Genomic DNA, 23509 nt, shown 5'->3' on the forward strand with positions numbered 1-23509 from the left:
CGCCCGGCGCGAGAGAGATGGCACTGACATGACGGATATGCCTTGACCGAGATTCCCGACTCGCCGCAGCCGCCGGCTCCCTCCGACATCGTTCCGGTAACCGTCGAGGAGGAAATGCGCTCCTCCTACCTCGCCTATGCGATGTCGGTCATCGTCAGCCGCGCCCTGCCGGACGTGCGGGACGGGCTGAAGCCGGTGCATCGGCGCATCCTCTATTCGATGCGCGAAAGCGGGTTCACGCACGACAAGCCCTATCGCAAATCGGCCCGCGCGGTCGGTGACGTGATGGGTAAATACCATCCCCACGGCGATTCCTCGATCTACGACGCCATGGTCCGCATGGCGCAATCCTGGTCGATGCGCGTGAAGCTGATCGACGGCCAGGGCAATTTCGGCTCGGTCGACGGCGATTCCCCGGCGGCGATGCGTTATACCGAAGCACGCCTGGCCAAGGCCTCGTCCTTCCTGCTGGACGATATCGACCGCGACACCGTCGATTTCCAGCCGAACTACGATGAAAGCGAGCAGGAACCCAAGATCCTGCCCGCCGCCTTCCCCAACCTGCTGATCAACGGCGCCTCGGGCATCGCGGTCGGCATGGCGACCAATATCCCGACCCACAATCCGGGCGAGATCATCGACGCCACCCTGGCCCTGATCGCCCAGCCGGACCTGACGCTCGAAGACCTGATGAAGATCGTGCCGGGGCCGGATTTCCCGACCGGCGGCATCATCCTGGGCCGCGCGGGCATCCGCAGCGCGTTCGAGACCGGGCGCGGCTCCGTCATCATCCGCGCCCGCGCCGAGATCGAGGACCTGCATCGCGACCGCCACGCGATCATCATCACCGAAATCCCGTACCAGGTGAACAAATCGACCCTGCAGGAGCGCATCGCCGACCTGGTGCGCGCCAAGCAGATCGAAGGCATTTCCGACATCCGCGACGAAAGCGACCGGTCGGGCATGCGCATCGTCATCGAGGTCAAGCGCGACGCCACGCCGGAAGTGGTGCTGAACCAGCTCTACCGCTTCACCCAGCTCCAGACCTCGTTCGGGGTCAACATGCTGGCGCTGGATAACGGCCAGCCCCGCCTGATGGGGCTGAAGGACGTGCTGGACGCCTTCATCACCTTCCGCGAGGACGTGATCCTGCGCCGCGCGCGCTACGACCTGATGAAGGCGCGCGACCGTGGCCACCTGCTGGTGGGTCTGGTGATCGCGGTGGCGAATATCGACGCCGTGATAGCGCTGATCCGCGCCGCTCCCGACGCCGCCAGCGCCCGCGAAGCGCTGATGACCACGGCGTGGGACGCCGCCGATGTCGAACCGCTTCTGGCGCTGATCCTGGACGAGGGCAATGTCGTCATCGACGGCAAGGTCCGCCTGACCGAGGCCCAGGCCCGCGGCATCCTGGAACTGCGCCTGCAACGCCTGACCGGGCTGGAGCGCGAGAAGATCCAGCAGGAACTGTCCGAGGTCGCCGAGAAGATCAACGAGCTTCTGGAGATCATCGCCAGCCGCCCCCGCCGCATGGAGGTGATGCGCGACGAGCTGGTGGCGATCCGCGCCGAACTGGCCAGCCCGCGCCTGACCGAGATCGCCGATTATGCCGGCGACCAGACGGACGAAAGCCTGATCGAACCCGGCCAGATGGTGGTGACCATCACGCGCGAGGGCTTCATCAAGCGCACCCCGCTGGAAATCTTCCGCGCGCAGAATCGCGGCGGGCGCGGCCGCACCGCCGCCGGCCGACGCGGCGACGACATCGTGGTGCGCTCGTTCAACGCCCACACCCATCAATGGGTGCTGTTCTTCTCGTCGGGCGGCAAGGCCTATCGCGAGAAGGTCTGGCGCCTGCCCGAGGCCAGCCCGACCGCCAAGGGACGGGCGCTGGTCAACCTGCTGCCCGACCTGGGCGGCGATTCGATCACCGCCGTCCTGCCCCTGCCGCAGGACGAGACGCTGTGGGAGAATTTGCACCTGGTCTTCGCCACCGCATCCGGCACCGTGCGCCGCAACCGGCTGAGCGATTTCCGCAATATCCGCGCCTCCGGCCTGATCGCGATGAAGCTGGACGAAGGCGACCGGCTGATCGGCGTCGCGACCTGCCGCGAAGGGCAGGATGTGTTCCTGGCCACGCGCAATGCCCGCTGCATCCGCTTCCAGATCACCGATGACACGCTGCGCGTCTTTGCCGGGCGCGACAGTTCGGGCGTGCGCGGCATCCGCCTGGGCGAAGGGGACGAGGTCAACAGCCTGTGCGTCCTGAACCATGTCGAGGCGACGGTCGAGGAACGCGCATCGTATCTGCGCATGGCCAATGCCCGCCGCCGGGCCGAACTCGCAGCCAGCCAGGGCGGCGACGAGGCCGAGGATGTCGCGGCGGAAGCCTCCGCCGACATCTCCGATGAAGAGGCGCTGCCCGCCGACTCGGTGATCGACCCGGAACGGTTCGCCGAACTGGAACTGGCCGAGGAAATCCTGCTGATCGTCAGCAACGCGGGCTTCGGACGCCGCTCGTCGGCTTACGATTATCGCGTGACCGGCCGTGGCGGCCAGGGCATCTCCAACATGAACTTCACATCCGGCAAGCGCGGGAACGAGGTCGTGGCCACCCTGCCGGTCATCGGCGGAACCGACGTGATGCTGGTCACCGATGCCGGCCGCCTGATCCGCGTGCCGGTCGACCAGATCCGCGTCATGTCGCGGCAGGCCAGCGGCGTTACGCTGTTCCGTCTGGACGCGACCGAACACGTCATCAGCGTCTTCCCCGTCATGGAAGACGATGACGACGAGGGCAATGACGGAGGCGACGCCACGGACGAAGACGCCGCCCCGCAGGAGGCCCCCGATGCCTGATAGCGGGCCGCGCACGGGATTCTACCCCGGCACGTTCGACCCGGTGACCACCGGTCATCTGGATATCGTCGAACGTGCGGCGCGGCTGGTGGACCGGCTGATCATCGGGGTCGCGGAAAATTCGGGCAAGCAGCCATTGATGCCGCTGGACGAACGCATCACCTGCGCCGTCGAGGAAACCCGATCCATCGCCGAACGAACCGGAGCCCTGATCCAGGTCATCGGCTTCAGCAACCTGCTGGTCGAGGAGGCGCGCCGCCATGGCGCCACCGTGATCGTGCGGGGGCTGCGCGTGGTCACCGATTTCGATTACGAGGTCCAGATGTTCGGCATGAACCATCACCTGGCCCCGGATATCGAGACGGTGTTCCTGATGGCCACCGAACGCAGCCAATATATCTCTTCGCGGCTGGTGAAGGAGGTCGCCCGCCTGGGCGGCGACATCACCAGCTTCGTTCCCCCCTTCACCCGCCAGCGCATCATGGCGCGGCTGGGGGGATAACGCCGGTCGCACGGCATCCATGCCGCGCGACACGCAAGCAAACTGGAATACGAACGATGTCTGACACCGCACCGAAGGCCGACCTGATCGACGTGGAGCTGAAGACCGGCCATGTGATCATCCAGCTCCGCCCCGACCTGGCGCCGCTGGCTGCCGAGCGGATTCGCACGCTGGCCGCCGAAGGATTCTACGACAACACGCCCTTCCACCGCGTCATCCACGGCTTCATGGCGCAGGGCGGCGACCCGACGGGCACCGGCACCAGCGGCAGTCACCTGCCCGACCTGAAGGCCGAATTCACGCGCGCCGCGAAGTTCGAGCGCGGAACCGTCGGCATGGCCCGCACCATGAATCCCGACAGCGCGAACAGCCAGTTCTTCATCATGTTCGAGCCCTCGCCGCATCTGGACGGCCAGTACACCATCGTCGGCCAGGTGGTCGAAGGCATGGAACATATCGACCAGATCAAGCGCGGCGCCGGCCAGAGCGGCGTGGTGCAGGACCCGGACCGCATCATTTCCATGCGCCCCGTCGCGGCCTGATCGACAAACCGCGCCACGTCACCGGCTTTGACGGTTGACTTGACCGGCTGAAGCCGGTACCCGGGGCCGCACCGCTACGCGGTCCCGGTGAGCCGGTAGCTCAGTCGGTAGAGCATTCGACTTTTAATCGAATGGTCGTGGGTTCGAGTCCCACCCGGCTCACCAACTTCAGGAGCCAGCTCGGCTTCTCAGCCGATTTCCTCATAAGTCGTCACGAAAAAGTTGGACAATCCCGCCGGACCGAAGGTCGTCGTCAGCGCGACATCCGTCGCGTCACGCCCCCTGGCCATCACAATCCGGCCGATCCGGGGCATATTGTGCCGCGCGTCGAAGGTGAACCACTGACCTTCCAGCCAGACTTCGAACCATGCCGAGAAATCCATCGGATAATCGACCGGCGGAATTCCGATATCGCCCAGATAGCCGGTGCAGTAGCGCGCGGGGATATTCATGCAGCGGCAGAGCGTCACTGCCAGATGGGCATAGTCGCGGCACACGCCCACCCCCTCCTGATAAGCCTCATAGGCCGTGCGGGTCGGGCGCGCCTGCTGGTAATCGAAGCGGATATGCTGGTGCACGAACGAGACGATCGCCTGCACCCGCCCCCACCCCGGCGTCAGGTGGCTGAACATCGACCAGGCGATGGAGGACAGAAGATCGGTCTCGCAATACCGGCTGCCCATCAGGAACACCAGGCAATCCGCCGGCAGGTCCGCCACCGGCACCTCCCGCGCCCCGGGCATCCACCGATCGGGCAGGCCGCTATCGGCAATGACGAAGGACAGGCGGGTCCGCAAGGTGCCGACGGGCGCCACCAGACGGGTGCAGCGATTGCCGAATCCATCCAGATAGCGCTGCGTCGGCACGGGTGGATCGAAGACCGGGGTCTGGGGTGTCATCAGGTCCGGCTCGCGATCCGGATGGACCTCAAGCATCAGCACCATGGAGGTCGGGGCCTGGACCGTCAGGGCGATGTCATAACCGGCACGAATCAGCACGCCGTTTTTCCTTCCTCGCCGCCCCCCGCCCCATACCGGTTCACACTGTCGAGTCAGTGCGGCTCGACCGCATGCGCCCGCTTGTAGATCACGATCGGCAGCTGGCGCGCCAGGATCGTGACGACAGCCGGTACCGACAGGCCCGTCTGGTCCGCGAAATACTCCAGATCGCGTTGCGCGACCAGGGTGCGCAGCATGTCCTCGGTCATCGGGCCGGCCGTGTCATCGGCCTTCCAGCGCGCGACGATATCGCCATAGCCCGCGGCAGCCGCGCGCTCGGCAAAGCCGTTCGGCCCGTATTCGCGCTTAACGCCATCCAGATATTCATGAATCGCACTGACCAGCCCCGAATGATCGTAACGGGCACCGGTCAGGAAATCGCCAAGCGTCGTGGCGGAGTCGGTAATGGACATAGGGCCTCTCCATTTTCGAAACGTTGTGGCCTGACATTCGCAACGCTTCAAAAACCGTACCGTTTCGCCCTCCCGAATGATTGAGGCCGGAACCCGATCCTCAAACGGAAAAACCGGAGCCTTTCGGCCCCGGTTTCCCGCGGATGAGACGACACAGAGGAAATGGCCTTAGTGGCCGAGTTCTGAATAACACTCATTCATGTTTGATATCAATCCATCTCACGGCAAAGTGAGACAAGGGCGACAATCCAGTCGCGGACATGAAAAAGGCGGCCGTTTCGGGCCGCCTTTCCATCATCGCCGACGTTGGCTCGCCTCAGAAATTGTCGTCGCCGCCGCCACCCCAGTCGCCGCCGAAACCGCCATCGCCGCCACCACCGGCATCGAAGCCCGGATCGACATCGGTCCCGGCACCGCCAAAGGGATCCCCCCCCGGCGCAGCCCCGTAATTATTGTTGATGACCGTCTCGCCACCCATTCCGCCCCCACCGAAGCCCCCGCCATCGTGATGGCCGCTGAACAGGTCGGTCAAGGCGTTGCCCACCATCATGCCACCCGCGACGCCGGCCGCCGTCGTCAGGGCCGATCCCAGGAAACCGCTGCCACGCGCCGGAAACATTCCCGGCTGCATGCCCATCGGATAGCCCTGCTGCGGCTGGGGCGGCGGCGGAGCCGCCTGCTGCCCCCAACCCGGCGGAGGCGCCGCCTGCGCCCGCTGTCCACCACCGAACAGCCCGCCAAACAGGCCCCCGCCGCCACCCGCGGGACGCTGCTGCTGCGCCTCCAGGGCCTGCTGCGCCTGCTGAAGCTGCCACTGCAATTGCTGGATACGATTCTGCGCCGCCACCAGCGCCGCTTCCTGCACCACCGCCATCTGGGTCACGCGATAGCGGGCCTCGGGATATTGCTGGAACATCTGGCCGATATACTGGTCGGCCTCCGGGTCGATCGGCGGCAGGTTGGGCGTCGTCGCAGGTACGCTGCCGAAGCCCCCCTGCGGTGCGCCCCCCACACGGGCGACGAACTTCGTGATCAGGTCGCGTTCTTCGGTATTCATCTTTCCGTCCTGTCTCCGACAAGAGTGCCAAGCCTAGATGTGGCCCGCATGCATGGATTTCGCAACCCCGGTCCGTCACGCCACGCGCCGCCTTTCGATCCGCGCGTCATACCTGTATGGTGCGCCCCCTGTGCGTGCCGGATGGCATGCGTTTTCCATCGCTTACCCGGAGCATCCCTGTCCATGGTCCCGGCCTCCGCGCCTCGCCCCCGTGCCCCTGCCGCGCGTCCCCTGTCCTTCCAGGACCTGATCCTGACACTGCATCGGTTCTGGTCCGCACAGGGCTGCGCCATCCTGCAACCGTACGATACCGAAGTCGGGGCCGGCACGCTCTCGCCGCACACCACCCTGCGCGCGCTGGGCAAGCGGCCGTGGAAAGCAGCCTATGTCCAGCCCTGCCGCCGGCCCTCCGATGGGCGTTACGGGGAAAATCCGAACCGGCTGCAACATTACTACCAGTACCAGGTCCTGCTGAAGCCGACGCCCGAGGAAAGCCAGAAACTGCTGCTGGACAGCTACCGCGCCATCGGCATCGACCCGCTGGAACATGATATCCGCTTCGTCGAGGACGATTGGGAAAACCCTACGATCGGCGCCTGGGGGCTGGGCTGGGAAGTCTGGTGCGACGGCATGGAGGTGACGCAGTTCACCTATTTCCAGCAGGTCGGCGGCATTCCCACCGTGCTTCCCTCCACCGAACTGACCTACGGGCTGGAGCGGCTGGCGATGTACGTCCAGGGGGTCGAAAATGTCTACGATCTCGACTTCAACGGCCAGGACCTGACCTATGGCGACGTGTTCCTGCGCGCCGAACGGGATTATTCGCGCCATAATTTCGAACTGGCCGACACCGAAATGCTGCATCGCCATTTCATCGATGCCGAGCGCGAGGCCAATGCCCTGGCAGAAGCCGGTATCGCCCAGCCCGCCTACGATCAGTGCCTGAAGGCCAGCCACCTGTTCAATCTGCTGGATGCGCGCGGCGTGATCAGCGTCAGCGAACGCGCATCCTATATCGGCCGCGTGCGGGCCCTGGCCCGACGCTGCTGCGATGCATGGCTGGCCGGCGAGGAATAAGTCATGCCCGAACTTCTGCTCGAACTGTTCTCCGAGGAAATTCCCGCCCGCATGCAGGCCCGCGGGGCGGACGACCTGCTGCGCCTGGTCACCGAGGCCCTGGCGCCGCTGAACCCGCGCGACGCCACCGCCTTCGCCGGCCCCCGCCGCATCGCCTTGACCCTGATGCTGGACGGCACCGTACCCGGCACCACCATCGCCGAACGCGGCCCGCGCGAAGGCGCGCCCGAAAAGGCGCTGGCCGGCTTCACCCGCAAGCATGGCGTCATCCAGGATGATCTGGTGCTGGAGAACGGCTTCTGGGTACTGAACCGCACCGTCCCGCCGGTCGAGGCGGCGACCCGCATCGCCGAGATCCTGCCGCCCCTGCTGCGCCGCTTCCCCTGGCCCAAATCCATGCGCTGGGGCGACGGCAGTGCCTTCACCTGGGTCCGGCCGCTGCGCCGCATCCTGTGCCTGCTGGATGGCGAGGTGGTCGATGTCACCCTCGCCGAGGGTGAGGATGACGGTCACGGCCTGCACGCCGACCGGCTGACCGAGGGCCACCGCTTCACCGCGCCCGGCGCCTTCGCCGTGACCGGCGCGGCCGACTGGCGCGAGGGCCTGCGCGCCCGGCAGGTCCTGGTAGACGCAGCCGAACGCCGCGCGCTGATCGAGGACGGCACCGCCCGCCTGGCCGCCGAGGAAGGCCTGCGCATCGTCGCCGATCCGGGCCTGGTGGACGAGGTCGCGGGCCTGACCGAGTGGCCCGTACCATTCCTGGGCCGGATCGACGAAACCTTCATGGACCTGCCACCCGAGGTCATGCAGGTGTCGATGCGCGTCAACCAGCGCTATTTCGCCCTGGTCCGCGATGACGGCTCGGCCGCGCCGCGCTTCGCCTTCGTCGCCAATCTGCAACCCGAGGACGGGGGCGCGCTGACCATCGCGGGAAACGAACGCGTGCTGCGCGCCCGCTTCGCCGACGCCCGCCATTTCTGGGACCTGGACCGCGCCCGCCCCCTGGCCAACCGGGTCGCGGCGCTGGACGCCATCGTCTTTCACGCCGCCCTTGGCAGCCAGGGCGAGCGCGTGCAGCGCATCGTCCGCCTGGCCGGCCTCCTGGCGCCGATGGTGGGCGCCCCGGCCGCCGCGGCCGAACGCGCTGCCCTGCTGGCCAAGGCCGACCTGACCACCGGCATGGTGGGCGAGTTCCCCGAGCTTCAGGGCGTGATGGGGTCATATTACGCCCGGCATGACGGCGAGCCCGCCAGCGTCGCCACGGCCATCGCCGAACACTATATGCCACGCGGCCAGACCGACGGCGTCCCGACGGCCCCGGTCTCGATCGCAGTGGCACTGGCCGACAAGCTCGACAGCCTGACCGCTTTCTTCGCGGCTGGCGAAAAACCCGGCGGATCGGGCGATCCCTACGCGCTGCGCCGCGCCGCCCTGGGCATCATCCGCATCATCCGCGAAAACGCGTTGCGGCTGGATCTGGTCCGGCTGTTCGTACTGGCGGCCGAGCCCCTGCCCGAGCCCCTGCGCGATGCGCCGGACCTGGCACTTCTGCCCGGTTTCGTGGCCGAGCGACTCCGGGTCCAGTTGCGGGCCGAAGGTGCCCGCCATGATATCCTGGCCGCAGTTTCCAGCGGGAACGAGGACAGCGACATCACCCGCCTGCTGGCCCGTACCGATGCGCTGGCCGCCATGCTGGCCACCGATGACGGGCAGAACCTGCTGGCGGCAACCAAGCGCGCCGCCAACATCCTGCGGATCGAAGACCGCAAGGACGGCCCGCATGACGGCACGCCCGACCCGACGCTGTACGAGCAGCCCGAGGAGCGCGACCTGGCCAACATGCTGCTGGAGGTCATCCCCGCGGTCGAGGCCGCGATCGCCAATGAGCGCTATACCGACGCCATGCGCGAAGCCGCCCGCCTGCGGCCGGCCCTCGACCGGTTCTTCGAAGCAGTCACGGTCAACGCCGACCGCGCCGAGCTACGCCTGAACCGGCTGCGCCTGCTGGCCGAACTCCGGCGCATGACGGTGCTGATCGCGGATTTCAGCCAGATCGAAGGCTGAATCCATCCCCACCCGGCCGCCGCGCCGGGTGGGGCGTTTCAAGAAACACCAGCCGTGCCGGCCTCCCCTCCCGCACCAGCAGAACGGCATTCTGCCCGAAGCGCCGGGCGATCACCCGTCCGCGTGCCAGCGGCAGACGGACGGCGAACAGCGGCTCAGCCCACTGCCCCAGCCGTCCCTCACCTTCATGGCTTTCACATCCCGCCAGACATGCGGCCAGTACCCGCATCCGTCGCAGGTTCCAGCCATCCGGCCGGCGGCGACCACCCGGATTGGCAGCGCTGACGAACACCACGTCACTGCGCCGCCACCAGGCGGGCAGCGTCGGATCATCCGGCACCGGCCGCTGCCCGACCCGCACAGATATCCCGCCCGCACGATACAGGCTCCGCTGATATGCAAGCGCGGTCACAGCATCGACCGGCCTCAGGCCGGTCACGACCTGTCCCCAGCCTCGCCAAAATGGTCGTTGCGATGCACCCAGGCCGACATCAGCAGGCCGAAACCGAACATCACCGTCAACATGGCCGACCCACCATAGGAAATCAGCGGCAGCGGCACGCCACCCACGGGGATCGTCCCCATCACCATCGACAGGTTGACCGCGCAATACAGGAAGAAATTGGTCGCGATCCCCAATCCCAGCAACCGTCCGAACTGGTTGCGGCTGCGCATGGCAATCAGCATGCCGCCGATCACCATCAGCATCAACAGCCCGATCACCGCAATCCCACCGACATAACCCCATTCCTCGGCGATCATGGTGAAGATGAAGTCGGTCTGCTTTTCAGGCAGGAAATTCAGTTGGCCCTGGGTGCCGTGCAGATAGCCCTGCCCCCACATCCCCCCCGAACCGAGCGCGATCTTCGACTGGATGATGTTATAACCCGCCCCAAGCGGATCGCTTTCCGGATTCAGGAAGGTGGTAATGCGCGCCTTCTGGTAGTCATGCAGATGGCTGTAGGCAAACTTGCCCAGAAAGGGCAGCGGCAACAGCAGCAGCGCGATCTGCCACAGCCGCATCCCCGCGCCGAAGAAGATGGTGGCCCCCACCACGCCAATAATGACGGCCGTGCCCAGATTGGGCTCCTTCAGCACCAGCCCGACCGGCAGCAGCACCATGGCGGCGGGCGGCAGCAGATAGAGCGGATTGACCATGCGCCGATAGCTGACACGATGGAACCAGGTCGCCAATACCAGCACCAGCGCGATCTTGGCCAGTTCGGACGGCTGGAGTTGCACGCCACCGACGATCAGCCATCGCTCCGCTCCTTTGCCGACATGGCCCATGCGCAGCACGGCGACCAGCAGCACCAGCGACAGGCCATAAAGCGGCCACGCCAGGCGCGTCAGCACGCGTGGACTCATCAGCGCCACGCAGACCATCATCACCAGGCCGATGGCGAAGCGAATGGTCTGCGGCCCGGCGAATGGACGGGACGACCCGCCAGCCGCCGAATAAAGCGCGCCATAGCCTACCAGAGCCAGCGCGCAGATCAGCAGCACATACAGCCAATTGACCTGCCACAGCTTGGCCAGGATACGGAAATTGGGCTCGGCGCGCAGAAGGCGTTTCTGGAAATTCATGCTCTCGGTCCCGCGTCATCGCCCGCAACGCCGCACGGACGGCGGCCACAGATGCGCGTCCCACCCGCCCTTGTCCAGAGTCTGACTGAACATGTGTGCGCGGTGCGATCCGAACGCGCTCCCATAGGGACCGCTATTCGAAGTCCTCGACCTCCGCCACCACCTGGCCCGGCGGCTCCTTGCGGTTCGCCGGGTCGCGGGTCAGCGTATCGGTCATGATATCGCGGGCCAGCGGGGCGGCAACCGCAGCCCCCGCATTGCCATGTTCCACCACCACCGCCGCTGCATAGCGCGGTGCGTCATAGGGCGCGAAGCAGATGAACAGCGCATGGGGCCGGTATTCCCACGGCAGCGAGGACGAATCGAAATGCCCGCTCTCGCGCAACGCGCGCGAAACATGCCGCACCTGGGCCGAACCGGTCTTGCCGGCCATCTGCACCCCCGGAATATCCAGCTTGGCCTTGGGCGCGGTACCATGTTCCTCATTGACCACGGCATACATCCCGGCCCGCAACTGAGCCAGGAAGGGCTCCGGCATGTCCAGTGCCGGCCAGTGGCCACCATCGGTGCCGTCGGTCTGCCGGCCCGAAATCGCCCGCACCAGATGCGGTTGCACTGCCCGCCCACTGGCGATCCGCGAGACATAGGTGGCAAGCTGCAGCGGCGTCACCTGCACGAATCCCTGACCGATGCCGCTGACGATCGTGTCTCCGCCATTCCAGTGCTGGCCATGCGCCCGCCGCCATTCCGGCGTAGGAATCAGGCCCGCCCGGGTATGCTGCAGTTCAATATCCAGGTTCGTGCCCAGCCCGAAACTGTGGGAGGCGGCCGCAATGGCATCCATGCCGGTTCGCCGGGCCACCTCGTAGAAGAACACGTCGCAGGAGAATTTCAGCCCTTCCTTGAGGGTCAGCGAGCCATGACCATAGCGGGACCAGCAGTGGAACCGCGTCCCGCCCACATCCAGATAACCTGGACAGAAAATCCGATCGGTCGGCGACAGGGTACCGGCCTTGAGCGCCGCCATCGCCACCGCCGGCTTGAAGGTCGAGCCCGGCGGATAGACACCAGCCACCGCCTTGTTGATCAGGGGCGTGCGCGGATCGGTGGCCCATTCCTGCCACTGCGCCTGACTGACCCCGCTGTCGAATAGCGACGGGTCGAAGGACGGGTTGCTGACCATGGCCAGCACCTCGCCATTACGGCAATCCATCACCACCGCGCTGGCCGACTGGTCGGCAATCCGCCCCAGCACCGCCTGCTGCAGGCCCGAATCGATGGTCAGGGTGATTTCGTCGCCCGGCTGTCCCTCGTCGCGCGACAATTCGGACATCAGGCGACCGACCGCGTTGACCTCGACCTCCACCGCGCCGACCTGGCCGCGCAGCAGCCCATCCTGGGTCTGCTCGATACCGGCGCGCCCCACCCGCATTCCGGGCAGTGCCAGCGTCTGATCCTGCGCCACATCCTTGTCGCCGGGCGGTGCGACATAGCCCACCACATGCGCCATCAGCGGCCCGAACGGATAATTCCGCGTGGTCCCGACATCGATCAGCACCCCGGGCAGCGAGGGCGCATTGAGTTCGATCCGCGCCATGTCGTCCCAGGACAGGAAATCATGCAGCATGACGGGAATGAAACGCCGCTTGTGCCGGATCTCGCGCTCGATACGCGCCCGATCCCGCGCCTCGATCGGCACCAGCGCGGAAAAACGATCCAGGGTGCCCGGTATGTCGCTGGTTTCCTCGGGCAGCAGCAGGGCACGCCAGTTCACCTTGTTCGAGGCCACGGCGATCCCGAACCGGTCGACCACCCGCCCTCGTGGCGGGGCGATCAGGCGGCGGCTGACGCGATTATTCTCAGCCATGCGGGCAAAGTGATCGCCCTCCACCACCTGCAACCCATACAGCCGATGCCCCAGCAGGCCGAATGCCGCCATCTGGGCTCCCAGCACAACCAGCGCACGCCGGGTAAAGACCCCACGCGAAGGCGTATCGGCATCGGGCCGCGACATCAGGCGCTGCAAGGTTTTGCGACGCCGAACCATCAACCCATCCAGACCGGGACGAAATCGAAAACCGCCATCAGGCTCGATCCGGATTGGCGATAGAACGCCCCAGAGTGCTGAAGACCACGCACAGAAGCGGAAACACACCGACCCCGAGCACCCACTGGAACGCGAAGGCAATCATGGGCACAAGGTGCAGCGACAGCGCGGAAATCAGTCCCCATTGCAGGGCCGTCGCGGCCAGCGACACGCCGTCGAACACCAGCCACAGAACGAGAATGTGAGCCCGCGAGAAGCCATAGCGGCCAGAAAGTGCCACCCCATGGACGAGCAGCACCACCAGAAGCATCACACCCGGCGGCCCGAACCCGAGCAGATCGACCAGCATCCCAAGCAGGAACACGATCGGCGACGACATCGACGCCGGCCGGAACACCGACCAGAAGAAAACGGACGACAGCAGGATGCCCGGCAGCAACTCTGCCTGCCCGGGCAGGCCGAACGGCGCGGAAAGCAGCAGGACAGCCATACCGGTCAGCGCGGCGGGCAGGCCACGCCGCGACAGCATGTCCAGCCGCCGCCACAGGCTGGGCCGAGGCTGAATGCCCGGTTGGAACTCTGGAGCCTGGTCGGGCGTCATCCATGCACACTCTCATCCACGGCCGAGTGGGGAGGGAAATGGGAGCGGGAAGGAATCGGCCGGGTGCCGCACCGGAATCCGCCCCGGTGCATCGGGGGGGACGACAGCGGAGCGTCCGTAATCGAAGACCCGTACGATGTCGAGATGCCCCAGTGACGCAAAGGGGATGACGACCGGCTGACCGGGGCGAACATAATGGATCTGCCCGACAGGCAGGCCCGCGGGCATTGTATCGATCTCGCCATTGGTGACGACGCGCTCTCCCTCGACCGGGGGATTGTCCTGGGGATAGTAGATAAGGCGAGGTGTACCCGAATTATCGCCGGCCATTATAGCGGCCCCGTGGCTGACTTCCAGTCTGACCGGTATGCGGCTCGACGCATCGGTGAGCAGCAGGACACGCACCGAGCGGCTACCGATCTCGGTCACGCGTCCGACCAGGCCCGAACCGTCGAGCACGATCTCATCCTTATGGATTCCCGCATCGACATTGGCCGCCACGAGCACGCTGCGGGCATATAGACCACTGGTATCGCGAACGACCCGGCCCGTGACGAAAGACGGCGAGGGATCGGGCATCCAATGCAAATTGGCCTTGAGGGCCGCGTTTTCATCCGCCAGCGCGGCCGCGACATCATACCAATGGCGCAGATTGGCGTTTTCCGCGCGCAGGCGCTGGTTTTCGGCCTCGATCCGGCCCATGTCGCGCATGCGGCCCAACAGGCCGCGCGCCTGTTCCTGCGGCCAGACAACCAGCCCGTATGCGGGCGCCAGAATATCGGCCAACCCCATTCGCACCCGTTCCGCCAGACTGCGATCCGCCTGTCCAAGCAGGATGATCCCCAGCGCGGCAACGATCAGAATCGGAAGGACCAGCCGCTCCAGCGCCTGACGCAAGGTGATGGAAAGTGGAATCATGGCAGGTTCGCCGGGTATCGCGCATACCCACGCCAGTCACACCCGTCATTATGCCGGACGTCCATCGCCTCGGCCCCCCGCGTTCCGCTCGTCGTCAGTACATACTGGTCAGCACATTCTTCAAACGTTTCATCTCTTCCAGGGCGCGTCCAGTCCCCAGCGCCACACAGGACAGCGCATCCTCGCCGACCGTGACCGGCAGGCCGGTAGCCCGGCGCAGCACGTCGTCGAGACGATAAAGCAGCGCGCCACCACCGGTCAGGACGATGCCTTTGTCCACGATGTCCGCCGACAGTTCGGGCGGTGTATTTTCCAGCGCCGTCGTCACCGCATCGACAATCTGGCTGACAGGCTCTGCCAGGCTCTCGGCGATCTGCGCCTGCGACACCACAACCTCGCGCGGAACGCCATTGATCAGGTCGCGCCCCTTGACCTCGCGCCAGCCGCCGTCATCGTCTGGATCGTCAGGAGGCAGGGCCGAACCCAGTTCGATCTTGATGCGCTCGGCCGAGCTTTCACCGATCAGCAGATTATGGTTGCGCCGGATGTAGGAGATAATCGCCTCATCCATCTTGTCGCCGCCGACACGGGCCGATCGGGCATAGACAATTCCACCCAGCGAGATCACGGCAACTTCGGTCGTGCCGCCGCCGATATCGACGATCATGCTGCCCGAGGGTTCGGTCACCGGCAGCCCGGCACCGATCGCCGCGGCCATCGGTTCCTCGATCAGGAATACCTTGCGCGCGCCCGCGCTCTCCGCGCTCTCCTGAATCGCCCGGCGCTCGACGGCCGTGGAGCCGGAGGGGACGCAGACGATGATCAACGGGCTGGCGAACATCCGCCGGTTATGCACCTTGCGGATGAAATGCTTGATCATTTCCTCCGCCACCTCGAAATCGGCGATCACGCCGTCGCGCAGGGGCCGGATCGCCGTGATGTTGCCAGGCGTGCGCCCGACCATCTGCTTGGCTTCCTCACCGACCGCCAGCACCTGCTTCTTGCCGCGCACATCGGCGATGGCAACCACCGACGGTTCGTTCAGGACAACGCCGCGTCCCTTGACATAGACAAGGGTATTGGCCGTGCCGAGGTCGATGGCCATATCGGCCGACAATAGACCCAGCAGACGAGCAAACATCCAGAACTCCCGACAAACAAGCACGACACGCGACATACGATTCGGAGCATGGGACGCACGACCTGCCGAACGGCAGCCCGTCGCGACGCATCCCAGTCTGCCGGATCAGGCCGAGGGCTTACCGGGGCTACAGGACACGGGCAAGGCCCGGCCACATTAATTCGTGCTTTTCAGGCCGTCACCCTCTTCAGGACATGAAAAAGGCACAGACCCTTCCCATATGCCCTCAGGCCGCCATTCGGCCAGCGCGAATGGGCCGCCGGAAAAAAAATCCGGCCGCCTTTTTTTCGCCACCGGAACGCCCCGCCACGCACACGAGCTGCAGGGAAACTCGCAACACCGGAAGACGATACCCCGTAGCTGGCGAACGGCGCCCTTTCGACAAGGAAGATTATCATGACGATCCGCACCCAAACCTCTTTCTTCACCCGGACGGCCTTGCTCGGCGCCGGACTTCTGGCCCTGGCGGGTTGCGGCAATCCGTACGATCCGGGCGCCCGCGCAGGAACCGGCGCGCTGATCGGTGCCGGCGGCGGTGCCGCGATCGGTGGTTTGGCCGGCGGCGGGAGCGGCGCCCTGATCGGCGCATTGGGCGGCGGCGCGGTCGGCGCTGCCGCGGGGGCCGCCACCACGCCCAATCCGCCACGCCGGAGTGGATATTACAACCGGGGCTACTGATCCGCCGATGACATCGCCCCGATTTCGCTCTCCGCTGACGAGGGCGAAAAAGCGCGATACGGTGTATCATACGATGCCCACCGCCCTACACCGGCCTGAAACCACGAGAATTCCATGAGACCTCTTCGCATTCCCGCCTCTCCACCCCGCCACCTCGTCCGCAAGGCCGGGCTCCTGTCACTGGGCGCTCTTGCCCTGTCGCTGGCGGCCTGCAGCAATCCGTATGATCCAGGCCAGCGCGCGCTCGGCGGCGGCCTGATCGGCGCGGGAGGTGGCGCCGCGATCGGCGCATTGGCCGGTGGCGGTCGCGGCGCCGCGATCGGCGCCCTGGCCGGCGGCGCGGTTGGAGCGGCGACCGGCGCCGCCACCACGCCGAACCGGCCGCAGCAATATTATCCGCCGTCGGGCGGTTATGCGCCTCCCGCCTACGGGCCATACGGGCAGCCATCCTATCCGCCGCCCGGCTATCCGCCGCCGCCCCCACCCCCGCCGCCCGGCTATTACAATTACTGACCGGCCGCACCCGGAAAGCCGGACATAAAAAAGCGGGGCCTCCCAAGGGAGGCCCCGCCGATTCGCCGTGTTTGCGGCGTCAGGCGGTCACACTCAGGGCCTCGGGCTCTGTCCGGGCGCGCTTGACCAGCAACTTATTCAAAGCATGCACGTAGGCCCTGACCGCCGAGACCAGCGTGTCGCTGTCCGCACCCTGGCCATCGACCAGCTTGCCGTCCTCTTCCAGCCGCACGGTCGTGCGGGCCTGGGCATCACTCCCCTCGGTTACCGCACCGACCGAATAGAGTTGCAGAGTCGCCTCGTGGGGGAAGATCGCGCGTACAGCGTTGAAGGCCGCGTCAACCGGTCCCTGCCCGTTCGCCTCGCCGCTACGGGCCTCTCCATCGACCTCCAGCGTCAGTTCCGCGCGCGCCGGGCGGCGCGACCCGGCCTCGATATCCAGCGAGATGAAACGGATGCGGGCATGATCGCGCGCTTCGTCATCCACCAGAGCGACCAGATCCTCGTCGTAGACAACCTTCTTGCGGTCGGCCAGGTCCTTGAAGCGCGCGAAGGCATCATTCAGATGCGCCTCGTCCATCTCGCCATAGCCCATGGCCTTCAGCTTGTCGCGGAAGGCCGCGCGGCCCGAATGCTTGCCCAGCACCAGCGACGACCGGGTCCAGCCGACGCTCTCGGGGGTCATGATCTCATAGGTCGCGGCATTCTTCAGCACGCCGTCCTGATGGATGCCACTCTCATGCGCAAAGGCATTGCGCCCGACGATCGCCTTGTTGGGCTGAACGTCGAAGCCGGTGATGGTCGCCAGCATGCGCGACGTCCGCAGCAGGTTTTGCGTCTGGATACCCGTCTTGTAGGGCAGCACATCCTGGCGCGTCCGCAGCGCCATCACGATTTCTTCCAGCGCCGCATTGCCCGCGCGCTCGCCGATGCCATTGATCGTGCATTCGATCTGCCGTGCGCCCGCCGCCAGCGCGGCGATGGTATTGGCCACGGCCAGGCCCAGATCGTTATGATTATGCGCCGAGAAGATCACCCTGTCCGCGCCCGGAACGCGGGCCTTCAGGTCAGCGAAGATGCGGGCCATGTCCTCGGGCGTGGCATAGCCGACAGTGTCCGGGATGTTGATCGTGGTCGCCCCGGCCTTGATAGCGGCCTCGACGCAGCGGCACAGAAAATCCGGATCGGTGCGCGAGCCATCCTCAGCCGACCATTCCACATCGTCGGTGAACTGCCGCGCCGCCTTGTTGCCGGCCGTGATCAGTTCCAGCACCGTCTCGGGCTCCATCCGCAGCTTGTATTTCATATGCAGCGGCGAGGTAGAGATGAAATTGTGAATGCGCCCGCGCTCGGCAGGGCGAATGGCCTCGCCCGCGCTGGCAATGTCGTTCTTGCCGCCGCTACGGGCCAGCGCGCAGACCACCGGGCCACGGATGGTGGATGCGACCTGGTGAACGCTCTCGAAATCGCCCTTCGACGCCACCGGGAAGCCGGCCTCGATCACGTCGACGCCCAGTTCGGCCAGCGCCTCCGCCATCCGGAGCTTCTCGGCCAGGTTCATCGAGAAACCGGGGGATTGTTCGCCGTCGCGCAGGGTCGTGTCGAAGATGATGACCCGGTCGTCGTCAATACGGCCGAAGGACGGATGGTCGATTGTCATGAAATACCTCGGACAGGTCCGGAATGTTCGCCTGCATACGCCGGGTGGGCGCTGCTTCCTCGCATGCGGGATCGCTCCCGCCGTCTCCCCTGGGCGCGCCGGCATCATGCCGACCCTGAACGCTCAGGGGCAGATAAGTCGGAGACGAAGGAGAAGGGCTGCCCGGTCGCGGGCATGCGACACCAACAGCGCCTTGGCGCCGGACAGCCCTGCCGTCATGGTGATCGCGTTAACCATGCCGCGCACCATACAGTCCACCCCACCGATTGCAACAGAAAAGGCCGTGGCCCCCCCCCCTGGCTTTCACCCTGTCAGACGGGTCACCCCGCCGGCCGAGGCGAAATACCGGTCGACCGCCTGTTTCATCGCGCCCGCCACCATCATCCGGTGCCCCGCCTGGCGCAGCGCGGCCTCGTCCATCCGGTTGGACATGAATCCCATCTCCACCAGCACGGACGGGATATCGGCCGATTTCAGCACGACGAACGCCGCATGGCGCGCAGGATGGGACAGCAGGCCGATCCGTGGCCGAAAGGCGTCCACCACACTACTGGCCATATGGGCCGCCCCACGCCGCGTTTCCTCGCTTACCAGGCTGGACAGGATGGCCGCGACCTCGGGAGAATTGGCATGCACCTGGGGGCCGCCGAACCGGTCGGCGCTGTTTTCGGTCCGGGCCAGCGCCGCGCTCTGGGCGTCAGACGCCTGCCCGGAGAGCGTGTACACGCTGGCCCCGCGCACCGAGCGATCGGTCAATGCGTCGGCATGCATGGAAATGAACAGCGACGCACTGTGCGCATGCGCGATCTCCACCCGCCCTTCCAGCGGGATGAAGCGGTCGTCCGTCCTGGTCATCGCGACGCGATAGGCGCCGCTGGCCAGCAATTGCCGCTGCAGTTCGGCGGCAGCCGCCTCGGCAATATGTTTCTCATACGTGCCGGAAACCCCGATCGCGCCGGGGTCCTTCCCGCCATGGCCGGGATCGAGCATGACCAGCGGCAGGGGAGCCGCCGCCCGCCCCACAATCGCCGGGGCACGCAGGGAATGCCGGGCATGCGCGACGGCGCTGTGCGCGGCCGTTCGATGCACCGCAGCGCCCGCGTCGCCGGCCCGTGCCGCAAGCCCCGCGCCCAGCGTGGCCAGCAGGACCGCGCGCCGCCCCCGGCCGGCCGGCGCCCTTTCGGAATGATCAGCATCCATGAAACCGCCCCTCGTGGCCATTTCCGCGACGGATCATAGCAGGCTCCACTCCCTTCGTCTGCATTTCAACGGCTTGCACGAGATCATTGATACAGATCGGCAACCTGTCATTCCGGGATGCGACAGCGCTTGCAGCGCGGCCTCAGTTAGGTCATGCTTGCACCGTGATGGGTCCGCGTCGGTTGGCGCCGGAAAACGGCCAGGTCGACAGGACCGGGTCCATCCGGCAGGTCGCCCCCGTATCGACGGGCCACGGATGCCGCTCCGCCCGGCCGCAAGGCCGGCGCAGGATGACGATGCCCTTTATTCCGACGCCGCACCGCGCATGCGCAGGTGTGCGTCACCGCCTGATGATGAGGATGGATGAACGCCACGCGATCCGCGTTCGCAGACAGCCCGCTACAGCGCACGTCACATGGGACGCGCGTGGGCAGGATCTGCGCGGGTATCGCCGCAACGGCTTCCGGATCCGTCGTATTGTCTCCCATTTCTATCGTTGCCCCTCCCCACCGTCGCGATTGCGCATCCCCATGAGGACGCCGGACAGACAGCGGAAGCGGGCATACCGGAGTTCCGTTTTTAATGACCAAGCGCATGCTGATCGACACGACACACGCGGAAGAAACCCGCGTGGTCGTGATGGATGGTAACAGGCTCGAGGATTACGACGTCGAGGCTTCGGCCAAGAAGCAGCTCAAGGGCAATATCTACCTGGCCAAGGTCATCCGGGTAGAACCGAGCCTGCAGGCCGCCTTCGTCGAATATGGCGGCAACCGCCACGGCTTCCTCGCCTTCAGCGAAATCCATCCGGACTATTATCAGATTCCGGTCGCGGATCGCGAGAAACTGCTGGCTCTTCAGGAAGAGGAAGCCCGCGCCGAAGAGACCCAGGCGGAAGATGACGCTGACGCAGCGGCCGCTCCTGCCGAAGCCACGGCCGAGGATGCGTCCGAAGGTGAGGTGGAGCCCCTGCCCGAGACCGTGGGCGGCGAGACCGATACCGGCGACGAGAGCATGGTGCAGCGTCGCATCGCCCGTTTCCTGCGCAACTACAAGATCCAGGAAGTGATCCGGCGCCGCCAGGTCCTGCTGGTCCAGGTGGTCAAGGAAGAGCGCGGCAACAAGGGCGCGGCGCTGACCACCTATATTTCGCTGGCCGGCCGCTATTGCGTGCTGATGCCCAATTCGCTGCGCGGTGGCGGTGTGTCGCGCAAGATCACCTCGGTCGCCGACCGCCGGCGCCTGAAGGACGTGATCGCGGAACTGCAGATCCCGCGCGGCATGGCGATGATCGTGCGCACGGCCGGCGCCCAGCGCCCCCGCCCCGAGATCATGCGCGACTGCGAATATCTGCTGCGGCTGTGGGACGACATCCGCGACCTGACGATGAATTCGGTGGCTCCTGCGCTGATCTATGAGGAAGCCAGCCTGATCAAGCGCGCGATCCGCGACATCTATACCCGCGACGTCACCGAAATCCTGGTCGATGGCGAGCCCGGCTGGAAATCGGCGCGCGACTTCATGCGCATGCTGATGCCGCAAAGCGCGCCGAAGGTGAAATGCTGGCGCGACGGCGGCCAGCCGCTGTTCTCGCATTTCAATGTCGAGGGCCTGCTGGACTCGATGCTGTCGCCGACGGTGCAACTGCGCTCGGGCGGCTATCTGGTCATCAACCAGGCCGAGGCCCTGGTGGCGATCGACGTCAATTCGGGCCGGTCGACGCGCGAGCGCAATATCGAGGAAACCGCGCTGCGCACCAATCTGGAAGCAGCCGAGGAAGTGGCCCGCCAGTTGCGCCTGCGCGACCTGGCCGGCCTGATCGTCATCGATTTCATCGATATGGAAAGCCGCAAACATAATGCGATGGTCGAGCGGCGGCTGAAGGACGCGCTGCGCACCGACCGCGCACGGATCCAGGTCGGCTCGATCTCGCATTTCGGACTGCTGGAAATGTCGCGGCAGCGTCTGCGGCCGTCGATTACGGAATCGTCCTTTACCCCCTGCCCGCACTGCCAGGGCACGGGCATCATCCGTGGTACCGAAAGCGCGGCCCTGCACGTGCTGCGCGCGGTCGAGGAAGAAGGCGCTCGCCGCCGCGCGGCCGAGATCACGGTCCATGTAGCCGCCGAGATCGCGCTGTATATCCTGAACAACAAGCGCGCGTGGCTCGACGAGATCGAGAAGCGGCACAAGATGCGCGTGGTCTTCTCCCCCGATGCCACGCTCCTGCCGCCCCAACTGCGCATCGAACGCGTGCGGCCGCAGACCGAGCGGTTCGAACCGGTTGTGCAGGCCGCCCTGGCCGAGCCGGTGGAGACCGAAGCCGAAGCGGCAGTCGAGGCGACCGCCCCCGTGGTGCGCGAGATCCCGATCCAGGCCGAAGCCCCGGCACCGGTCGAGGAGGCTCCGCGTGCCGCCGAAGGGTCCGAGGAGGGTACCGACCATCGCCGGCGGCGCCGCCGGCGCCGTCGGCGTCGGAATGGCGAACGGACGGCCGAGGGCGCGCAGCAGTCGGCCGTTATCGAAGCCGGTGGCGAGGATGAGGATGCGGATACGGATGCGGAAGACGCCGCCGAGCCCGTCGTCGCGGCGGTCGAACCCGCCGAAGCGCCAGTCCCCCGGAACCGCGAAGACGAAGGCCGCGATCGCTCGCGCCGTCGGCGCGACCGGAACGACCGGCGCGAACCCAGGGCCGCAGAAGCACCCTATCGCGGTCCGACGCCGGCCAACCCGTTCGGCAATGGCATCATCGACATCTTCGACGTGATCGAGCAATCGACCGAAGCTGGCCTGCCGGCGGCACCCGCCCCCCGACGTCCAGTCGCTCCCAAGGCCGAACAGGCGGAAATCGTCGATATCGCCGAAACATTGGCGGTGTCGGAACCCGAAGCCGTGCCGGTGGACGTGGCAATCGAAACGGTGGCGGAAGCGGTGCCCGAGAGCGCACCTGCGGCCGAAGACGCGCCGAAGCCGCGCCGCCGTCGCAGTCCCCGCACCCGCAAGGACGCGGAGGCCGAACCGGCGGCGGTTGAACCCGCCACGGTTCAGGCGACGGAAGAGCCCGTCGTGGCTGCTGCCCCGGCGGAGCCGGCCGAGAGCGTGGAACCTGCCGCAGCCCCCCGGACACGCCGTCGGCGCACGGCCAAGGCAGTTCCAGTCGCTGAGGTGACCGCAGAGGCACCGGCCGAAGCGCCTGAAGAGATCGTGGAAGCCGTGACGGAAACGCCGGAGAAGAAGAAGCCCGCACGCAAGGCTGCAACGCGCGCAACGGCCGCAACTCGGACCCGCAAGACTACCAAGACCGACAAGGTCGAGCAGGCCGAACCGGTCAAGGCCGCGCCGGCCGAGACGGCCGACGCACCCGCCGAGCCGGCCTCCGCCAAGCCCCGGCGGGCCCGCAAGGCTCCGGCACGCACCAAAACCGCAAAGGCCGAGACGGCGGACAGCGCACCCGCCGCCGCGGCCGACGGACCGGTGGTGCAGCCGATCGTCATCGACGATGCCACCCCCGCTCCGGCACGCCGGACTGGTTGGTGGCGTCGCTAATCGCTGCCGCAGCCAAGGCCCCGCGTTCTCGCCGGACGCGGGGCCCCGATCGGTCGCATCGATGGGTACTCGAAGCCCGCGCACAAACGACACAGGCCCGCTCCCC

The 23509-nt window shown here is 66.3% G+C and carries 19 protein-coding genes and 1 tRNA gene; 9 read left to right on the forward strand and 11 right to left on the reverse strand.

What is annotated here, in order from left to right; all coding sequences use genetic code 11:
* Positions 1-42: 42 nt before the first annotated feature.
* From gyrA to HLH36_RS05995, 4 genes are all read left to right on the forward strand, one after another.
* On the forward strand, positions 43-2859 hold the full coding sequence (gene gyrA / locus HLH36_RS05980) for a DNA gyrase subunit A (RefSeq protein ID WP_182985538.1): 2817 nt from the start codon (positions 43-45) through the stop codon (positions 2857-2859).
* On the forward strand, positions 2852-3361 hold the full coding sequence (coaD, locus tag HLH36_RS05985; protein WP_182985539.1) for a pantetheine-phosphate adenylyltransferase: 510 nt from the start codon (positions 2852-2854) through the stop codon (positions 3359-3361). The genes gyrA and coaD overlap by 8 nt, the downstream gene beginning before the upstream one ends.
* A 56-nt stretch (positions 3362-3417) precedes the next feature.
* The gene (locus HLH36_RS05990) at positions 3418-3903 is read left to right on the forward strand and encodes a peptidylprolyl isomerase (RefSeq protein ID WP_182965173.1); all 486 of its coding nucleotides are present in this window, start codon (positions 3418-3420) and stop codon (positions 3901-3903) included.
* Positions 3904-3992: 89 nt separating this feature from the next.
* A tRNA-Lys gene (locus HLH36_RS05995) sits at positions 3993-4068 on the forward strand.
* 23 nt (positions 4069-4091) lie between these two features.
* On the opposite strand, the gene HLH36_RS06000 is transcribed toward HLH36_RS05995, so the two are convergent.
* The 3 genes from HLH36_RS06000 to HLH36_RS06010 form a co-directional block, all read right to left on the reverse strand.
* On the reverse strand, positions 4092-4901 hold the full coding sequence (locus HLH36_RS06000; protein ID WP_182985540.1) for a transglutaminase domain-containing protein: 810 nt from the start codon (positions 4899-4901) through the stop codon (positions 4092-4094).
* Positions 4902-4954: 53 nt separating this feature from the next.
* Positions 4955-5314 (reverse strand): YidB family protein, encoded by a 360-nt coding sequence (locus HLH36_RS06005; protein ID WP_182985541.1) that lies wholly within the window; start codon positions 5312-5314, stop codon positions 4955-4957.
* Positions 5315-5630: 316 nt separating this feature from the next.
* Entirely contained in the window at positions 5631-6371 is a 741-nt protein-coding gene (locus tag HLH36_RS06010) for a DUF2076 domain-containing protein (RefSeq protein WP_182965170.1), read from the reverse strand.
* Positions 6372-6554: 183 nt separating this feature from the next.
* Between HLH36_RS06010 and HLH36_RS06015 the strand changes: the two genes are divergently transcribed.
* Positions 6555-7448, forward strand: coding sequence for a glycine--tRNA ligase subunit alpha (locus tag HLH36_RS06015; protein WP_182985542.1), 894 nt, complete (start codon positions 6555-6557; stop codon positions 7446-7448).
* A gap of 3 nt (positions 7449-7451) precedes the next feature.
* Positions 7452-9512: a glycine--tRNA ligase subunit beta gene (gene glyS, locus HLH36_RS06020; protein ID WP_182985543.1), complete on the forward strand. Its 2061-nt coding sequence runs from the start codon at positions 7452-7454 to the stop codon at positions 9510-9512.
* Here the strand turns inward: glyS and HLH36_RS06025 are convergent.
* The 6 genes from HLH36_RS06025 to HLH36_RS06050 all read right to left on the reverse strand — a co-directional run bounded on the left by HLH36_RS06025 (position 9493) and on the right by HLH36_RS06050 (position 15806).
* Positions 9493-9951, reverse strand: coding sequence for a DUF3293 domain-containing protein (locus HLH36_RS06025; protein WP_182985544.1), 459 nt, complete (start codon positions 9949-9951; stop codon positions 9493-9495). The two genes, glyS and HLH36_RS06025, sit on opposite strands and share 20 nt — an antisense overlap.
* A complete protein-coding gene (gene rodA / locus HLH36_RS06030) occupies positions 9948-11099 on the reverse strand; it encodes a rod shape-determining protein RodA (protein ID WP_182985545.1) in 1152 nt (383 codons plus the stop codon). The genes HLH36_RS06025 and rodA overlap by 4 nt, the downstream gene beginning before the upstream one ends.
* A gap of 133 nt (positions 11100-11232) precedes the next feature.
* Positions 11233-13146: a penicillin-binding protein 2 gene (mrdA, locus tag HLH36_RS06035; protein WP_182985546.1), complete on the reverse strand. Its 1914-nt coding sequence runs from the start codon at positions 13144-13146 to the stop codon at positions 11233-11235.
* Positions 13147-13183: 37 nt separating this feature from the next.
* Complete coding sequence (locus HLH36_RS06040; RefSeq protein WP_182965164.1) at positions 13184-13747, reverse strand: hypothetical protein; 564 nt, start codon at positions 13745-13747, stop codon at positions 13184-13186.
* 12 nt (positions 13748-13759) lie between these two features.
* On the reverse strand, positions 13760-14665 hold the full coding sequence (gene mreC, locus HLH36_RS06045; protein WP_182985547.1) for a rod shape-determining protein MreC: 906 nt from the start codon (positions 14663-14665) through the stop codon (positions 13760-13762).
* A 94-nt stretch (positions 14666-14759) separates the two neighbouring features.
* Complete coding sequence (locus HLH36_RS06050; protein WP_182948744.1) at positions 14760-15806, reverse strand: rod shape-determining protein; 1047 nt, start codon at positions 15804-15806, stop codon at positions 14760-14762.
* Positions 15807-16202: 396 nt separating this feature from the next.
* Here HLH36_RS06050 and HLH36_RS06055 point away from each other — a divergent pair, with 396 nt between their 5' ends.
* Together HLH36_RS06055 and HLH36_RS19725 are read left to right on the forward strand one after the other, a co-directional pair.
* A complete protein-coding gene (locus HLH36_RS06055; RefSeq protein WP_182965162.1) occupies positions 16203-16484 on the forward strand; it encodes a cell envelope biogenesis protein OmpA in 282 nt (93 codons plus the stop codon).
* Positions 16485-16598: 114 nt separating this feature from the next.
* Positions 16599-16997, forward strand: coding sequence for a cell envelope biogenesis protein OmpA (locus HLH36_RS19725; RefSeq protein ID WP_246376505.1), 399 nt, complete (start codon positions 16599-16601; stop codon positions 16995-16997).
* 79 nt (positions 16998-17076) lie between these two features.
* Here HLH36_RS19725 and HLH36_RS06065 read toward each other — a convergent pair whose 3' ends face one another.
* Together HLH36_RS06065 and HLH36_RS06070 are read right to left on the reverse strand one after the other, a co-directional pair.
* Positions 17077-18657: a 2-isopropylmalate synthase gene (locus HLH36_RS06065; RefSeq protein WP_182985548.1), complete on the reverse strand. Its 1581-nt coding sequence runs from the start codon at positions 18655-18657 to the stop codon at positions 17077-17079.
* 303 nt (positions 18658-18960) lie between these two features.
* Complete coding sequence (locus HLH36_RS06070; RefSeq protein ID WP_182985549.1) at positions 18961-19857, reverse strand: N-acetylmuramoyl-L-alanine amidase family protein; 897 nt, start codon at positions 19855-19857, stop codon at positions 18961-18963.
* 582 nt (positions 19858-20439) lie between these two features.
* Between HLH36_RS06070 and HLH36_RS06075 the strand changes: the two genes are divergently transcribed.
* Complete coding sequence (locus HLH36_RS06075; RefSeq protein WP_182985550.1) at positions 20440-23403, forward strand: ribonuclease E/G; 2964 nt, start codon at positions 20440-20442, stop codon at positions 23401-23403.
* Positions 23404-23509 lie beyond the last annotated feature (106 nt).

The sequence above is a fragment of the Gluconacetobacter aggeris genome, from assembly GCF_014174395.1.
Lineage (GTDB): Bacteria > Pseudomonadota > Alphaproteobacteria > Acetobacterales > Acetobacteraceae > Gluconacetobacter > Gluconacetobacter aggeris.

Bases quoted from the DNA above. Each gene is read 5' to 3' on its own strand.
- coaD (WP_182985539.1), top strand. From the start codon at position 2,852: ATGCCTGATAGCGGGCCGCGCACGGGATTCTACCCCGGCACGTTCGAC.
- HLH36_RS05990 (WP_182965173.1), top strand. From the start codon at position 3,418: ATGTCTGACACCGCACCGAAGGCCGACCTGATCGACGTGGAGCTGAAG.
- HLH36_RS06005 (WP_182985541.1), bottom strand. From the start codon at position 5,314: ATGTCCATTACCGACTCCGCCACGACGCTTGGCGATTTCCTGACCGGT.
- HLH36_RS06010 (WP_182965170.1), bottom strand. From the start codon at position 6,371: ATGAATACCGAAGAACGCGACCTGATCACGAAGTTCGTCGCCCGTGTG.
- HLH36_RS06015 (WP_182985542.1), top strand. From the start codon at position 6,555: ATGGTCCCGGCCTCCGCGCCTCGCCCCCGTGCCCCTGCCGCGCGTCCC.
- glyS (WP_182985543.1), top strand. From the start codon at position 7,452: ATGCCCGAACTTCTGCTCGAACTGTTCTCCGAGGAAATTCCCGCCCGC.
- rodA (WP_182985545.1), bottom strand. From the start codon at position 11,099: ATGAATTTCCAGAAACGCCTTCTGCGCGCCGAGCCCAATTTCCGTATC.
- mrdA (WP_182985546.1), bottom strand. From the start codon at position 13,146: ATGGTTCGGCGTCGCAAAACCTTGCAGCGCCTGATGTCGCGGCCCGAT.
- HLH36_RS06040 (WP_182965164.1), bottom strand. From the start codon at position 13,747: ATGACGCCCGACCAGGCTCCAGAGTTCCAACCGGGCATTCAGCCTCGG.
- mreC (WP_182985547.1), bottom strand. From the start codon at position 14,665: ATGATTCCACTTTCCATCACCTTGCGTCAGGCGCTGGAGCGGCTGGTC.
- HLH36_RS06050 (WP_182948744.1), bottom strand. From the start codon at position 15,806: ATGTTTGCTCGTCTGCTGGGTCTATTGTCGGCCGATATGGCCATCGAC.
- HLH36_RS06055 (WP_182965162.1), top strand. From the start codon at position 16,203: ATGACGATCCGCACCCAAACCTCTTTCTTCACCCGGACGGCCTTGCTC.
- HLH36_RS19725 (WP_246376505.1), top strand. From the start codon at position 16,599: ATGAGACCTCTTCGCATTCCCGCCTCTCCACCCCGCCACCTCGTCCGC.
- HLH36_RS06065 (WP_182985548.1), bottom strand. From the start codon at position 18,657: ATGACAATCGACCATCCGTCCTTCGGCCGTATTGACGACGACCGGGTC.
- HLH36_RS06070 (WP_182985549.1), bottom strand. From the start codon at position 19,857: ATGGATGCTGATCATTCCGAAAGGGCGCCGGCCGGCCGGGGGCGGCGC.
- HLH36_RS06075 (WP_182985550.1), top strand. From the start codon at position 20,440: ATGACCAAGCGCATGCTGATCGACACGACACACGCGGAAGAAACCCGC.